This window comes from Bradyrhizobium sp. CSA207, assembly GCF_029051685.1.
In the GTDB taxonomy this organism is placed as follows: Bacteria; Pseudomonadota; Alphaproteobacteria; order Rhizobiales; family Xanthobacteraceae; genus Bradyrhizobium.
This window is the reverse complement of record NZ_JAACFT010000009.1, coordinates 73,357-87,860: the sequence shown is the minus strand read 5'-3', so window position 1 is coordinate 87,860 and position 14,504 is coordinate 73,357. Positions and strand designations below refer to the sequence as shown.

The window sequence follows — 14,504 nt, the reverse complement described above, 5'->3', positions numbered from 1 at the left end:
CACGGCCGCCCTTTTTGTTTGGGTTCTCCCCCGAGCCATATGCGCTCCCTCTCCCGCTTGCGGGAGAGGGCTGGGGAGAGGGTATCTCCGCAGAGAGAGTCCCAACGAGGACAGAGCCCTCACCCGCCGCGTGCGGGACGATGCTTCGCATCGCCCGGAGCGCGTCGACCTCTCCCGCAAGCGGGAGAGGTGAAGCAAGACCTCAGGCGGCGAGATCGAACCGGTCGAGATTCATCACCTTGGTCCAGGCCTTGGCGAAGTCCTTTACGAACTGCTCCTTGGAGTCCGAGGTGGCATAGACCTCGGCATAGGCACGAAGTTGCGAGTGCGAGCCGAAGATCAGGTCGACGCGCGTGCCGGTCCACTTGACCGCGTTGGTCTTGCGGTCGCGTGCCTCGTAGGTGCCGTCAGTGCCGGCCGGAGTCCATTGCGTGCTCATGTCGAGCAGGTTGACGAAGAAGTCGTTGCTCAGCGTTCCCACCTTCGAGGTGAAGACGCCGTGCTTCGAACCGTCCGTATTGGCACCGAGCACGCGCAGACCGCCGACGAGCACGGTCAGCTGGGGCCCGGTGAGCCTCAGCAGCTGCGCGCGATCGATCAGGGCCTCTTCGGGCATCATGAACTGCTGCCGCTTGCCGATGTAGTTGCGGAAACCATCGGCGCGCGGCTCCAGCGGCGCAAAGGAAGCTGCGTCGGTCTGCTCCTGCGAGGCATCCATGCGGCCAGGCGTGAACGCGACCTGCACCTCGACGCCGGCGTCCTTCGCGGCCTTCTCGACCGCGGCGGTGCCGCCGAGGACGATCAGGTCGGCAAGCGAGATCTTCTTCGCGCCGGCCGAACCGTTGAACTCCTTCTGGATCGCTTCGAGCTTGCCCAGAACCTTCGAGAGCTGAGCCGGCTGGTTCACCTCCCAGTCTTTCTGCGGTGCAAGCCGGATACGCGCGCCATTGGCGCCGCCGCGCTTGTCGGAGCCGCGGAACGTCGACGCCGACGCCCACGCTGTCGACACCAGTTCCGGCACCGAGAGGCCCGAGGCCAGGATCTTCGTCTTCAGCGCGGCGATGTCCTGATCGCTGGTCAGCTCGTGATTCACGGCCGGAATCGGATCCTGCCAGATCAGCGTCTCCTTCGGCACCAGCGGGCCGAGATAGCGCGCGATCGGGCCCATGTCGCGGTGGGTGAGCTTGAACCAGGCGCGGGCGAACGCGTCCGCAAGCTGATCGGGATGCTCGAGGAAGCGCCGCGAGATCTTCTCGTACGCCGGATCGAAGCGCAGCGAGAGATCGGTGGTCAGCATGGTCGGCCGATGCTTCTTGGACTTGTCGAAGGCATCCGGAATGATTGCCTCGGCGCCCTTGGCCGTCCACTGGTGCGCACCCCCCGGGCTCTTGGTCAGCTCCCATTCGTACTTGAACAGGTTCTCGAGGAAGTTGTTGCTCCACTTCGTTGGCGTCGTCGTCCACGTCACTTCGATGCCACTGGTGATGGCGTCACCTGCCAGGCCCGAAGCGTGCTTGCTCTTCCAGCCGAGGCCCTGATCCTCGAGCGCGCCCGCTTCCGGCTCCGGTCCGACCAGCGACGGATCGCCCGCGCCATGGGTCTTGCCGAAGCTGTGGCCGCCTGCGATCAGCGCGACGGTTTCCTCGTCGTTCATCGCCATGCGGAAGAAGGTCTCGCGGATGTCCTTTGCCGCCGCGATCGGATCCGGCTTGCCGTTCGGGCCTTCCGGATTGACGTAGATCAGGCCCATCTGCACGGCGCCCAAGGGCTCTGCGAGCTGGCGCTCGCCGCTGTAGCGCTCATCGCCCAGCCACGTGCCTTCGGGACCCCAATAAAGCTCTTCCGGCTCCCACACATCGGCGCGGCCGCCGGCGAAGCCGAAGGTCTTGAAGCCCATCGATTCCAGCGCAACGTTGCCGGCGAGGACCATCAGGTCGGCCCAGGAGAGCTTGCGGCCATATTTCTGTTTGATCGGCCACAGCAGCCGGCGCGCCTTGTCGAGGTTGGCGTTGTCGGGCCAGCTGTTGAGCGGCGCGAAGCGCTGCTGACCAGCACCGGCGCCGCCGCGGCCGTCGGTGATGCGATAGGTGCCTGCGCTGTGCCAGGCCATGCGGATCATCAGACCGCCGTAATGGCCGAAATCGGCCGGCCACCACTCCTGTGAGTCCGTCATCAGGGCGGTCAGGTCCTTGATGACCGCGTTCAGGTCGAGGGTCTTGAATTCCTTGGCATAGTCGAATTCCTTGCCCATTGGATCCGACAGGCCGGAATTCCTATGCAGCACGTCGATGCTGAGCTGGGTTGGCCACCAGTCGCTGTTCGTCCGCGCGGGTTTTCCGCCCGAAAACGGGCATTTTGAAGTGTCGTCCATGAATACCTCCTCTGGTGGCGTCGAGCTCGCGCCTTTGACCAGGTAGAACCACTCTAAGCTCCCCATTCCATCAGGGGAAGTTGACTTTAATGATCGCTGCGATAGGATTTTCTGATGGTCAACGTGACGATGCGCCAGCTCCGGTATTTCGATGCGCTGGCGCGCCACAGCCATTTCGGCCGCGCGGCGGAGGCCTGCTCCATCTCGCAGCCGGCCCTGTCGATGCAGATCAAGGAGCTGGAGGAGGCGCTCGGCGGCCTGCTGCTGGAGCGTAGCGCCCGGCAGGTCGCGCTGACCCGGTTCGGCGAAGAGCTCGCGCCGCGCGTCCGCGACATTCTGCGCTCGGTCGATGAACTCGGCGACTTCGCGCGCGCCTCGCAGGACCGGTTCGCGGGCCGCCTGCGCATCGGCATGATCCCGACGATCGCACCCTATCTCCTGCCCAAGATCACCAAGAATCTGACGCGGCTGCATCCCGAGCTCGATATCCGCGTGCGCGAGACGATGACGCCGCGGCTGATCCAGGAACTGGTGGAAGGCCGGCTCGACACCGCCATCGTTGCGCTGCCAGTGTCCGAGCCCTCTCTCACCGAAGTCGCGCTGTTTGACGAGAAGTTCCTGCTGGTCCGTCCGGGCGTGGACGAGGGAACGCCGGTGCCCTCTCGCGAGATGATGCGCGAGATGCGGCTGTTGCTGCTCGAGGAAGGGCACTGCTTCCGCGATCAGGCGCTCTCGTTCTGCAATATGCAATCGGCGCCGCCACGGGAGATGCTGGATGCGAATTCACTGTCGACGCTGGTGCAGATGGTCAGCGCCGGCATCGGCGTTACGCTGATTCCGGAGATGGCTGTGCCGGTGGAGACGCGATCGGCCTCGGTCTCGCTGGCGCGCTTCCACGACCCGCAGCCCTCGCGCACCATCGGCATGGTGTGGCGCAAGACCAGCCCGCTGGCGCGACAGCTCCTGCAAATCTCCGAGGTGGTGTGCCTCTCGGCCGGCAAGGCGCGTCCACGGCAAACCCTACGCAGCCAGAGGGTTTGAGCTCCCGATGTCACGTCCCGTGATCCGCCTCGCCCGCGCGGACGAATATGACGAGGTCGCCCGCGTCTGGATGGAGAGCTGGGTCTCGACCGGGCTCGCTGAAGCGAGCGACTTCCTGCTCGCGAATCTGCGCGCGCGCATCCGTCGCGAGATCGAGGACGGCTGGAGCCTGTTCGTCGCCGACGACGACGGCGCGATCGCCGCCATGCTGGCGCTGCATCTGCCAAAGCTCTATCTCGACATGCTTTTCGTCGCGCCCGCCTATCAGGGTCAATCGCTCGGCCGGCAATTGCTCGCCTTCACGCGCACGCAACTGCCCGACGAGATGCACCTGCGCTGCGTGCGCGAGAACGAAAAGGCCTGGCGCTGGTACGAGCGCGAGGGCTTTGTGTTCGAGCAGGAAGAGATCGAACCCTCGAACGGGTTTGTGATGAAGTATTATCGGTGGAAGCGGCAGCGGCCAACCGGATAGACAGCGATTCCGGCTGCAGCTTGCGGTTGTCACGATCCCAACCTAGTGTGGCGTGTCCGATGACCTCTTGCCTCTGATCCCTGGAATCCATGATTCGATCTGCTGCCTCGGCGCTCGTCCTGCTGTCCTTTCTCACTCCGGCAGCCGCGCAAACTCCTTCCTCGACCGCCCCGCCATCCGCTCAAGCTGCACCGGCGAAACCGGTTGCCAAGAAGTCGGCGCCGAAGGCCAAACCGGTTGCGAAGCAACCGGTCGCGGCGGAGAGCGGCCCTTGCCGGCTTGGCGTGATCTCGGTGATCGGAGACCATTACTCGGTACAGAAATTTGGTCTTACGATCTTCGAGAATGAGGCAAGCGAGGTTCCAGTCGACTGGGGCCTCGATGACCTCGTCTTTGCGCGGGTGCGCGTGGCAACGAACAACGATCCCGCAGTGCGCAGGATCGCCTATCCCAAGGGCGTCTTCGAGCCCTTCTATAATCCGAAAACGATCCTCATCCGAGATCCCGGAGAGCGTCTGCCGGTGATCGTGCGCAGCTTCACCGCGAATGCGAATTGCGATCGCTATCTTGTTGCAACCACGTTCAAGGCGGAGTTGCCGAACACGCATATGACGCTGAATGGCATCGGCACCTACAATCAGGGGCTCGGCGGCCTGCTCCGGCACTCCCACCTTTTCGCCAATGTTGCGATCACGCTGATTGACGGCCGGAGCTACGAGGAGATCAAGCGCCCCTTTGTGAATTTCGGCGCGAACTTCGCCGCAAGCATGCGACTGACCGAAGACCCGCTGACCAAGCTCGACAACTCTCTATTCCCCGACCCGCCCGCGGCGGCTTCGGCCAACACGGCGCTCCGCGACAGGACACGAGCACTCGTCGCAGACAGGCTCGACCGGGGCCTGCCGGGCTATCTTAGGGAAGACTGAGCTGGAGCATTGATTCCGGACGAGGCCGCCGAAGAAGCTCGGATCATCTGGACCCTAGACGTAGTGCGTTGCGGATTCGAAGGAGACGCGCGATGAATGGACCCGTGTTCGCCTCCCGTCGATGAAAGGTTCGCTCGCCATGATCAAGCTGTATTGGTCGCCCCGCTCGCGCTCGTTCACCACGCTTTGGCTGATGGAAGAAAGCGGCCTGCCCTATGAGCGTGTGCTGACCGACATTTCGACCGGCGCGCAGAAGGCGCCGGATTTCCTCAAGGTCAATCCGATGGGCAAGGTGCCGGCGCTCAGCGATGGCGACGCCGCGCTTGGCGAGGCTGCGGCGATCTGCGCCTACATTGCCGACCGTTATCCCGAGACCAGGCTCGCCCCTGCTGTGACCGACCCGCGTCGCGCGCGCTATCTGCAATGGCTGTTCTTCTCGCCGGGCTGCATCGAGCCCGCCATCATCCAGCTCTTCACCAAGATCGAAGTGCCGACCTCGACCGCGGCCTGGGGCAGCGCGACGCAGGTCTTCGACGTGCTGGAAGCTGCGCTTGAAAAAGGGCCGTGGATTCTCGGCGAGGAGTTTTCCGCGGCCGACATCACCATCGGCTCGGGCCTCAACTTCGCGGTGCGCCTGTTCAAGATGGTGCCGTCGCGTCCGGCCTTCGATGCCTATCTCGCCCGCTGCATGGCGCGGCCGGCATTTCAGCGCGCGGAGAGGATCGCGGCCGGGTGAGGCGGCCGGCTCAGAGCTTGACCTTGAAGACGGCCAGGGCGGACTGCTGGAGCAGACCGGAGGATGTAGCCGCAAGGCCATAGCGGAGGCCGAGATCAAAGTGGTTGTTGTCGGCCGCCACGAGTCCGAGCGCAGTCGAATAGATCCATGGCGAAAGCGCAAGGCCGTTGGTGACGAAGGCGTCGCCACCTCCGGCAAACGCTGCCTTGATCTGAACTCCCTGATTCAGCGCATTGTAGCCGACGCCGAAATCGCCGGTGAGATAAACTTGCCGCGCGATCCTGTAGGCGCCCTTCAACCCTGCCGTCAGCGTCAATTCGCGATAGGCTTGCGAATCCACATTGAGGCTGAATCCTCCAGCGCCACTCTCCTGGTAGGCGGGTGACCGGACCTGCCCATAATCCAGCCGCAGCGACGGCGAGATCGCCAAGCCCGATTCGATCGGGATCAGCTTGCGGATGCCGGCACCCGCGTGCCCGCTATAGGACCGATAGCCGGCCGCGGCGGTGCCGTTGATGAACGTCAGCGAACGGCTTTCGCCATTGTCGTTCAACGCACCATCGAGCTGGGCATCGATCTGGATGCCGTTGCCGAGCGCATATGCGCCATAGAGCCCCGCCTGATATGAATCGATGACGAGCCGGTTGGGAACCGCATCCTCGCTGCCGGTGATGGCCTGATGGGAATAGGCGAACACGCCGCCAAGCATCCCGCGCGAGGCGACCGGCGTGTCCGCGCCCACGGCAATGCCGCCCCCGGAGGCGTTGTATCCGGAAACGCCATCGACGCCTCCCTGCCGAACGCTGCCGCCGAGCGGCTTCATCCAAAAATTCCGCTCGGGCAGAGCGCCGGCGTTCAGACCGAGCACATCGTCCAGCCGCCCCGCCACCGCCTGTTGGAACGCGCGCTGCGTGGCATAAGTCGCCTGCGATGCCGCGCCGGTGACAACGGGCAGGGTCTGGTTGACAGCGTTGACTAGACCAGGGCCGCTCAAATTATCAAGCGCGACGAAGCCGGGCGCCATGGTGCCGGACCAGCCAAGCGACGTCGTGGACAAGCGATAGAGAGTATCGGCTGCAGCGAGCCCCGCGCGGCTGTTCTGGGCTTGCAGGATTTCTGCATAGGGTCGCACCAGGGATAGATAAGCGACGCCTCCGGTCGGGTTGCCCGCCGAGTCATAGGTGCTGACGAGCATCTGCGCGCCCGATGCGTCGCCGCTCGCCGCCCCGTAGAGGCTGGCAAGAGTGCCGCGCGAAAGCGTGTTGAAGAGAACGTTGCCCTCCGGCGTGACCGAGCCCAGGAGCGTGAAATTGGGAGCGCCGCCGCCTGGGGGCGCGACGCCGGCGCCCCAGAAATAGCCGTTCTGATAATTCGTGATGACAAAGCGCCCGGGAGCCGCGGTGCCGAACAGAGCGGGGCTGACGATCCGCCACGGCGTGCCGGCCGTCCATGCCCATTGCGGCACTGAATTGGCCGGAACAGGTTGCGAGGCCGGCGGCGTGTACGCCGCGGGATCGTAGGGCAGCATGTAGGCCCAATGCGTCACGAGCAAGCTGTCTCCCGTGATCATCTGCATTTCCATCCCGGTCACGCCGTTGATGGTTCGCATGTGGCCAAGGCCGATGGTCGCCGAACCGCCCGAGGTCGGCGTGAACAGCATCGTGATCTGGCCTGTGCTCGTGACAAAGCCCTGGATCGTCGAGGTGTCGGTCAGATGCGCAGGTCCGATCGCAAGCTGCGCCACGCTCGTTCCGGTGAACGAGCCATTGGTCGCGGCCGCGAGCGACCACAGCGTCTGGTCGCCGATCGAAATCGGATTTGAAAAGCCGGTCTTCGGCGCAGCGTAGGCGAGCAGTTGCGCCGTCGGTACGTACCAGTGCGTGTTGGATAGGACCGAGTCCCAGACCGTCGACTGGGCCAGGACAGGGAAAGTCCCACAGGTCAGCACGGTGCCGACAACGGATGCCAGCGCACCAGCGCGCCACATCGCTTGCATCATCGGCAAGATCGTTCCTCCCGAACCGCGTGACGCGCTATTCGCGCAGCACAATCAGGCACAGCAAACATGATCCTGCTGCCCGGTCAGCCCCATGATCGTGGGGGTTCCGCCAACCGTCGCGACCTCAGGCCTGCGGACAAGTCATTCCGTCTTCAGATCGTCCGGCCTCGGCATCAGCACGGTGTTGTAGCCGGAATCGACATAGTGGATCTCGCCGGTGACGCCGCCGGAGAGGTCCGACAACAGATACAGCGCCGAACCGCCGAGCTCGTCGAGCGTGACACCGCGGCGGAGCGGCGAATGTTTTTGCATGAACGCGAACATCGCGCGCGCCTCGCCGATACCCGAGCCGGCGAGCGTCCGGATGGGGCCTGCGGAGATCGCGTTGACGCGGATGCCGCGCGGCCCGAAATCGGAGGCGAGATAGCGCACGGAGGCTTCCAGCGCCGCCTTGGCCACGCCCATCACGTTGTAATTCGGCATCGCCCGCTCCGAGGCGCCGAAGGTCAGCGTGACCATGCTGCCGCCCTCCGTCATCAGCTCGGCGGCGCGTTTTGCAACCTCCGTGAAGGAGAAGCAGGAGATCACCATGGTGCGCGAAAAATTCTCGCGGCTGGTGTCGGCGTAGCGGCCCTTCAGCTCGTTCTTGTCGGCAAAGCCGATGGCGTGGATCACGAAATCGAGCCGGCCCCATTTCTCGCGGAGCACATCGAATGTGGCGTCGACACTGGCGATGTCCTCGACGTCGCAGGGCAGCACCAATTCCACACCAAGCGATTCCGCCAGCGGCTTGACGCGCTTGCCGAGGGCTTCGCCCTGGAAGGTAAAGGCAAGCTCGGCGCCATGGGCATGCAGCGTCTTCGCCATGCCCCAGGCGATCGAATGATCATTGGCGATGCCCATGATCACACCGCGCTTGCCTTTCATTAATTCCTGCATTGCAGCCGTCGCTCCCATTTTCGACGTCATCGCCCGCGCAGGCGGGCGATCCAGTATTCCAGAGACGATCGTGATAGATCGAAAAGCCGCGGCGTACTGGATGCCCCGCCTTCGCGGGGCATGACAAAGTGCCGCGTCACACGTCCAACCGGCTGAAAACCAGCGTGGCGTTGGTGCCGCCGAAGCCGAAGGAGTTCGACAGCACGGTGCCGATTTTGACGTTGTCGATGCGCTTGCGCACGATCGGCATGTCGGCGAACACGGGATCGAGCTCCTGGATGTGCGCGCTTTCGCAGATGAAACCGTTGTTCATCATCAACAGCGAGTAGATCGCCTCCTGGACGCCGGTGGCGCCCAGCGAATGGCCGGTCAGCGCCTTGGTCGCCGAGATCGGCGGGCACTTCTCGCCGACGCCGAACACCTTGCGGAGCGCCTCGATCTCCGGCGGATCGCCGGCCGGGGTCGAGGTGGCGTGCGGATTGATGTAGTCGACCTTGGTCTTTACCGTCGACATCGCCATGCGCATGCAGCGCTCGGCGCCTTCGCCTGATGGAGCCACCATGTCGTAGCCGTCGGATGTCGCGCCGTAGCCGACGATCTCGCCGTAGATGCGCGCGCCGCGCGCCTTGGCATGCTCGAGCTCTTCCAGCACCAGCGTGCCCGCGCCGCCGGCGATGACGAAGCCGTCGCGGTTGATGTCGTAGGGGCGCGAGGCGGTGGCGGGCGTGTCGTTGTATTTCGACGACATCGCGCCCATCGCGTCGAACAGCACCGATAGCGACCAGTCGAGCTCCTCGCAGCCGCCGGCGAAGATGATGTCCTGCTTGCCGATCTGGATCGTCTCATAGGCGTTGCCGACGCAATGGTTCGACGTCGCGCAGGCCGAGGAGATCGAATAGTTCACGCCCTTGATCTTGAACCAGGTCGCGAGAGTCGCCGACGCCGTCGACGACATCGCCTTCGGCACCGCAAACGGTCCGATCCGCTTCGGCCCCTTGGTGCGGGTGATGTCGGCGGCTTCGACGATGGTGCGGGCCGACGGACCACCGGAGCCCATGATGATGCCGGTGCGGACGTTGGAGACTTCGTCGGGTCCGAGACCGGAATCCTGGATCGCCTGCTCCATCGCGATGTGATTCCACGCCGCACCCTGGCCGAGGAAGCGCATCGCGCGCCGGTCGATCACCGTCGAAGGATCGAGCGTCGGTTCACCCTGAACCTGGGAGCGGAAGCCGAGTTCGGCATATTTCTCAGCCCGCGAGATGCCTGACTTCGCCTCGTGAAGGCTCGCAAGCACTTCCTGGGTGTTGTTTCCGATGGAAGAGACAATGCCCATCCCGGTGACCACAACCCGTCTCATGACAGCCTCGCCTTAATCGTTGTCTTCTTGGTGATGCGCTCAGCCCAGGCTCGTGCCCTGCTTGAACAAGCCGACTTTCAGATCCTTCGCGCGATAAATAATCTGGTCGTCGACCGAAAGCCATCCGTCGGCGATCCCGAGCACCAGCTTTGAACGCATCACCCGCTTGATATCGACATTGTACACAACCTTGCGGGCCTCGGGCAGCACTTGGCCGCCGAACTTCAGCTCGTTCAGGCCAAGCGCGCGGCCGCGACCTTCGCCGCCGATCCAGCCCAAGTAAAAGCCGACCATTTGCCACAGCGCATCGAGGCCAAGGCAGCCGGGCATCACCGGATCGTTCTTGAAGTGGCAGCCGAAGAACCAGAGATCGGGCTTCACGTCGAGCTCGGCGCGCACCAGCCCCTTGCCGAATTCGCCGCCGGTCTCGTTAATGTCCGTGATGCGGTCGAACATGAGCATCGGCGGCAGGGGCAATTGTGCATTGCCCGGACCGAACATCTCGCCGCGGCCACATGCCAGCAAATCTTCATATTCGTAACCGTTGCGCCTGTTCAACATGCGGAAGCCTCTGTGTTCTAACCCCGATTGAGCGGCGTTTCTGGCGAAAATCGGCCCCGTCTTGTTCGGAAAGCAACGCCAATTGCCGTCGTCAGGCGCGAATGCCGAGAGCCCGGATGGACCTGCGGGCCGGGCCTCAATGCCTGGCTGCGCCAAAATCGGCTAAGCGGAACCGCGCGCTCTCTAACACAGGCCTTTTCGGGTGGCAAAGCGGTCTCGTGAAGGTAAAATGACGACGGCCCCGCCCGGTTCCTTGCTCATTAGAACCACTCTAGTTGCGAGAAACTTGCATCTGCATCTATCTCTCAATATATTGCAGACAGATAGTGTTCACGCGTGCCCGAATTTGGAAATGAACGAAAACAACGCGCCCCATCGCGACGACGACGCCCAGGCGGCGGCCCTTCTGTCCGGCCGCCAGCCGGCCCTGACCGGCTGCCCCTGGCATGACGTCAACGAAATGCTCCAGTCCGCCGGCCTTCGTCCGACGCGGCAAAGGATGGCGCTCGGCTGGCTGCTGTTCGGCAAGGGTGCACGCCATCTCACGGCTGAAATGCTCTACGAGGAAGCGACGCTGGCCAAGGTCCCGGTCTCGCTTGCGACGGTCTACAACACGCTGAACCAGCTCACCGATGCAGGCCTGCTGCGTCAGGTCAGCGTCGACGGCACCAAGACTTATTTCGATACCAACGTCACCACGCACCACCACTATTACCTCGAGAACAGCCACGAGCTGGTCGACATCGAGGACCCGCACCTTGAGCTGTCCAAGATGCCGGAGGTGCCCGCAGGCTACGAGATCGCGCGCATCGACATGGTCGTGCGCCTGCGCAAGAAGCGCTGAGGTCAATCCTAAACTGTCGATTTCGTCGTCATGGCCGGGCGTAGCCGTCCGAAAGACGGCGTCGCTTCGCTCGCCTATGTCCCGGCCATCCACGTTTTTGGGCTAGGTGCAAAGTCCGTGGATGCCCGGGACAAGCCCGGGCACGACGACGAGGCGCCAGATTGCCCCTAAACTCAGTTCACCGGCTCGTCGGCGTAGACGCCCCAGAGCCGTTCCTGCTGGATCCAGCCGTCGAAGCCGTTGCCGGTGACGCGGCACCAGTTTGCGCTGCACTTCTTCACCTGCGTGACGACGCCGGCCTGGAGCCTTGCTGAAATCGCGCTATCGGGATCGGCGCGGTCGTAGATCGGCGCGAGCTCGTCCTTCTGCTTCATGGTCACAACCGCGGTGCGGCGGCCCGACAGCAGGGAATGATAGACCCAGCCTTCGGAGCCTTCGGAGTCGCGCACCCGGCGCCAGTTCTCGAACTCGGCGGTGATTTCGACCGGCAGGCCGGCGCGGGTATAGACCCAGGCCACGTCATTGTCTTTGGTCGGGCCGGCACGGACGTTGACGTGATCCGACTTGAGGCTGACATAACGCGGCACCGGCAGGCCGCTGGCAGTCTGCGGCGTGTTGTCCTTGGCTGAATGCCCGGGGCTGACCGAGGCGCCCAACCAGCCGCAAACGAGCGCCATCACCGCGCAAAAACGCCCCAACGCCATCAACCCGTCTCCTGTCGAGGACCGGCCAAGCCGGATCCTCACCCCAAGTCCAAACCCTGCCGCGCACCCCTTCGTCCTGCCCCACGCGGGTGTTCCCGAAGCCCGGCCCGTGGTTCTTGTCTTGGCCCGGTCTTCTGCTAGAGAGGACGGACGCTTGAACAACCAGTTTGCCCCGATTTTTCGGCCGGAAACGTCGGGGAGCTTGAAGGAAACGCCGGGGACGACGCGGCAAGGGCAGTGTCGAACAACCGGGTTAATGAGGCCTGAACGGCCGGCCTTTGGCGACAGAGGCGGCTTGCGACGCCTGATGAGAGCAGGACATGTCGGTGAAGAAAAAGCCCCTCGTCGTCGTGACGCGCAAGTTGCCGGATTCGATCGAGACCCGGATGCGCGAGCTGTTCGACGCGCGGATCAATCTCGACGACACGCCGATGTCGGCCGAGCAGATCGCCGAAGCCGCGCGCGTCGCTGACGTGCTGGTTCCGACGGTCACCGACCACATCACCGCCGACATCGTCAATCAGCCCGACTGCAAGCTGCGCCTGATCGCGAATTTCGGCAACGGCGTCGATAACATCGACGTCGAGGCCGCGCACGCGCGCGGCATCACCGTCACCAACACGCCGAAAGTTTTGACCGAAGACACCGCCGACATGACCATGGCGCTGATCCTGGCCGTGCCGCGCCGCCTGATCGAAGGCGCTTCTGTTCTCACTGAGGGCAAACCCTGGGCCGGCTGGTCGCCGACCTGGATGCTCGGCCATCGCATCGGGGGCAAGCGCCTCGGCATCATCGGCATGGGCCGCATCGGCCAGGCGGTCGCGCGCCGCGCCCGCGCCTTCGGCCTGCAGATCCACTATCACAACCGCCGGCCCGTTGCTCCGAAGATCGCCGAAGAGCTGGGCGCGACCTATTGGGAAAGCCTCGACCAGATGCTGGCGCGGATGGACATCATCTCGGTGAACTGTCCGCACACGCCGGCGACCTATCACCTGCTCTCGGCGCGACGGCTGAAGCTGATCCGGAAAGACGCCTACATCGTCAACACCGCGCGCGGCGAGGTCACCGACGAGGACACGCTGATCAAGCTGATCGAAGCCGGTGAAATCGGCGGCGCCGGCCTCGACGTCTACGAGCACGAGCCCGCGGTCAACCCGAAGCTGGTGCGGCTCGCCAGGGCCGGCAAGGTGGCGCTGCTGCCGCATATGGGCTCGGCCACGATCGAGGGCCGCGTCGAGATGGGCGAGAAGGTGATCATCAATATCCGCACCTTCCTCGACGCGCACAAACCGCCGGATCGCGTGCTGCCGAGCATGCTCTGAGTTTCCAATCAACTGCGTGACAAGCTTTCCGTCCTCATCCTGAGGAGACCGCGCAGCGGTCGTCTCGAAGGACGGCGCGGGCGAGAATCGGGTCTGCATGGTTCGAGACGGCGCTTCGCGTCTCCTCACCATGAGGGTCTAAGGCCGAGGCGCGCTTCGCTTGCGCTAGCTCGCGACGAAATCGATGAAGGCGCGCAGCGCCGGCGGCACCTGTCAGCGGCTCGGATAGTACAGGAACGGTCCCGGAAACGGCTCGCATCAGTCTTCGAACGCGCTCCGCGTAGCATCTGCAATCAATTGCGATGGGCGCTGAGGTCGGTCACGACCGGCCCATCGCCATTGAGCGGATTGGCCGGATCGCGCGTGTAGCGCAAGGTCTCGAAGCGCATCGCGCGCGCATCGATCATCAGGAGGCGGCCGACCAGGCCGTCGCCAAAACCGACGATCTCGCGGATCGCCTCCAGCGCCATCATCGAGCCCATCACGCCCGCGAGCGCGCCCATGACGCCGGCCTCCGCGCAGGCCGGCACCGTGCCCGGCGGCGGCGCCTCCGGAAACAGGCAGCGGTAGGTCGGGTTGAACACACCCTCGTCGTTCTTTTCATGCGCGCGGATGGTCGTCAGCGAACCATCGAAGGTGCCGAGCGCGGCCGTGATGAGGGGCCGCTTCGCGAAGAAGCAGGCGTCGGAGGCCAGATAACGCGTAGAGAAATTGTCGGAGCCGTCGAGCACAAGATCGTAGTCGCTGATCAGCGAGAGCGCGTTGTCGGCGTTGAGCCAGGTGGCGTGGCCGACAAAACGCACATGCGGATTGAGCGCGGTGATCCGTTCGGCGGCGCTCTCGACCTTGTGTCGGCCGATGTCGGGCGTCGTATGGATGACCTGGCGCTGAAGGTTGGATAGCGACACCACGTCGTCATCGACCACGCCGAGGGTGCCGACGCCGGCAGCGGCCAGATACATCAGCGCCGGCGCGCCGAGCCCGCCGGCGCCGATCACCAGCACGGACGCCCGCTTCAGCGCGGCCTGACCGGGACCGCCGACATCGCGCAGCACGATATGGCGGGCATAGCGTTCGAGTTCGTCCGGGCTCAGCATCGTCGCACGTCCTCCTACCAAGCCCTTCGTCGTTGACCCTCATGGTGAGGAGCGCGGTACGCGCGTCTCGAACCATGCAGGCCCGGATCTCGCCTAAAGCCATCCTTCGAGACGCGGCCTTCAGGCCGCTCC

The 14,504-nt window shown here is 64.2% G+C and carries 13 protein-coding genes and 1 pseudogene; 6 read left to right on the top strand and 8 right to left on the bottom strand.

Features of this window, described 5'->3' with window-relative positions; all coding sequences use genetic code 11:
- Window positions 1-202: 202 nt before the first annotated feature.
- Window positions 203-2,371, bottom strand: a complete 2,169-nt coding sequence (gene katG, locus GWG65_RS12255) for a catalase/peroxidase HPI (RefSeq protein ID WP_275195822.1) — start codon at window positions 2,369-2,371, stop codon at window positions 203-205.
- A gap of 114 nt (window positions 2,372-2,485) precedes the next feature.
- Between katG and GWG65_RS12250 the strand changes: the two genes are divergently transcribed.
- From GWG65_RS12250 to GWG65_RS12235, 4 genes are all read left to right on the top strand, one after another.
- The gene (locus GWG65_RS12250; RefSeq protein ID WP_275195821.1) at window positions 2,486-3,412 is read left to right on the top strand and encodes a hydrogen peroxide-inducible genes activator; all 927 of its coding nucleotides are present in this window, start codon (window positions 2,486-2,488) and stop codon (window positions 3,410-3,412) included.
- A gap of 7 nt (window positions 3,413-3,419) precedes the next feature.
- The gene (locus GWG65_RS12245; protein ID WP_275195820.1) at window positions 3,420-3,884 is read left to right on the top strand and encodes a GNAT family N-acetyltransferase; all 465 of its coding nucleotides are present in this window, start codon (window positions 3,420-3,422) and stop codon (window positions 3,882-3,884) included.
- 89 nt (window positions 3,885-3,973) lie between these two features.
- Window positions 3,974-4,810, top strand: a complete 837-nt coding sequence (locus GWG65_RS12240; protein WP_275195819.1) for a hypothetical protein — start codon at window positions 3,974-3,976, stop codon at window positions 4,808-4,810.
- A 139-nt stretch (window positions 4,811-4,949) separates the two neighbouring features.
- Window positions 4,950-5,546 carry a glutathione S-transferase family protein gene (locus GWG65_RS12235; RefSeq protein ID WP_275195818.1) on the top strand — a complete coding sequence of 199 codons (597 nt, stop codon included), beginning with the start codon at window positions 4,950-4,952 and terminating at the stop codon, window positions 5,544-5,546.
- Window positions 5,547-5,556: 10 nt separating this feature from the next.
- Here the strand turns inward: GWG65_RS12235 and GWG65_RS12230 are convergent, their stop codons facing one another.
- The 4 genes from GWG65_RS12230 to fabA all read right to left on the bottom strand — a co-directional run bounded on the left by GWG65_RS12230 (window position 5,557) and on the right by fabA (window position 10,405).
- A complete protein-coding gene (locus GWG65_RS12230) occupies window positions 5,557-7,545 on the bottom strand; it encodes an autotransporter outer membrane beta-barrel domain-containing protein (protein WP_275195944.1) in 1,989 nt (662 codons plus the stop codon).
- 141 nt (window positions 7,546-7,686) lie between these two features.
- Entirely contained in the window at window positions 7,687-8,484 is a 798-nt protein-coding gene (gene fabI, locus GWG65_RS12225; protein ID WP_275195817.1) for an enoyl-ACP reductase FabI, read from the bottom strand.
- Window positions 8,485-8,620: 136 nt separating this feature from the next.
- The gene (fabB, locus tag GWG65_RS12220; RefSeq protein WP_275195816.1) at window positions 8,621-9,844 is read right to left on the bottom strand and encodes a beta-ketoacyl-ACP synthase I; all 1,224 of its coding nucleotides are present in this window, start codon (window positions 9,842-9,844) and stop codon (window positions 8,621-8,623) included.
- Window positions 9,845-9,883: 39 nt separating this feature from the next.
- Complete coding sequence (gene fabA, locus GWG65_RS12215) at window positions 9,884-10,405, bottom strand: bifunctional 3-hydroxydecanoyl-ACP dehydratase/trans-2-decenoyl-ACP isomerase (protein WP_275195815.1); 522 nt, start codon at window positions 10,403-10,405, stop codon at window positions 9,884-9,886.
- A gap of 352 nt (window positions 10,406-10,757) precedes the next feature.
- Between fabA and irrA the strand changes: the two genes are divergently transcribed.
- The gene (gene irrA / locus GWG65_RS12210) at window positions 10,758-11,249 is read left to right on the top strand and encodes an iron response transcriptional regulator IrrA (protein WP_275195814.1); all 492 of its coding nucleotides are present in this window, start codon (window positions 10,758-10,760) and stop codon (window positions 11,247-11,249) included.
- A gap of 173 nt (window positions 11,250-11,422) precedes the next feature.
- On the opposite strand, the gene GWG65_RS12205 is transcribed toward irrA, so the two are convergent.
- Entirely contained in the window at window positions 11,423-11,953 is a 531-nt protein-coding gene (locus tag GWG65_RS12205; protein ID WP_275195813.1) for an SH3 domain-containing protein, read from the bottom strand.
- 320 nt (window positions 11,954-12,273) lie between these two features.
- On the opposite strand from GWG65_RS12205, the gene GWG65_RS12200 reads away from it, so the two are divergent.
- Window positions 12,274-13,275, top strand: a complete 1,002-nt coding sequence (locus tag GWG65_RS12200) for a D-glycerate dehydrogenase (protein ID WP_275195812.1) — start codon at window positions 12,274-12,276, stop codon at window positions 13,273-13,275.
- 165 nt (window positions 13,276-13,440) lie between these two features.
- Here the strand turns inward: GWG65_RS12200 and GWG65_RS40440 are convergent.
- Together GWG65_RS40440 and moeB are read right to left on the bottom strand one after the other, a co-directional pair.
- A pseudogene (locus GWG65_RS40440) lies at window positions 13,441-13,542 on the bottom strand (LysR family transcriptional regulator); the annotation flags it as partial.
- A gap of 26 nt (window positions 13,543-13,568) precedes the next feature.
- Entirely contained in the window at window positions 13,569-14,372 is an 804-nt protein-coding gene (gene moeB / locus GWG65_RS12195) for a molybdopterin-synthase adenylyltransferase MoeB (protein WP_275195811.1), read from the bottom strand.
- Window positions 14,373-14,504 lie beyond the last annotated feature (132 nt).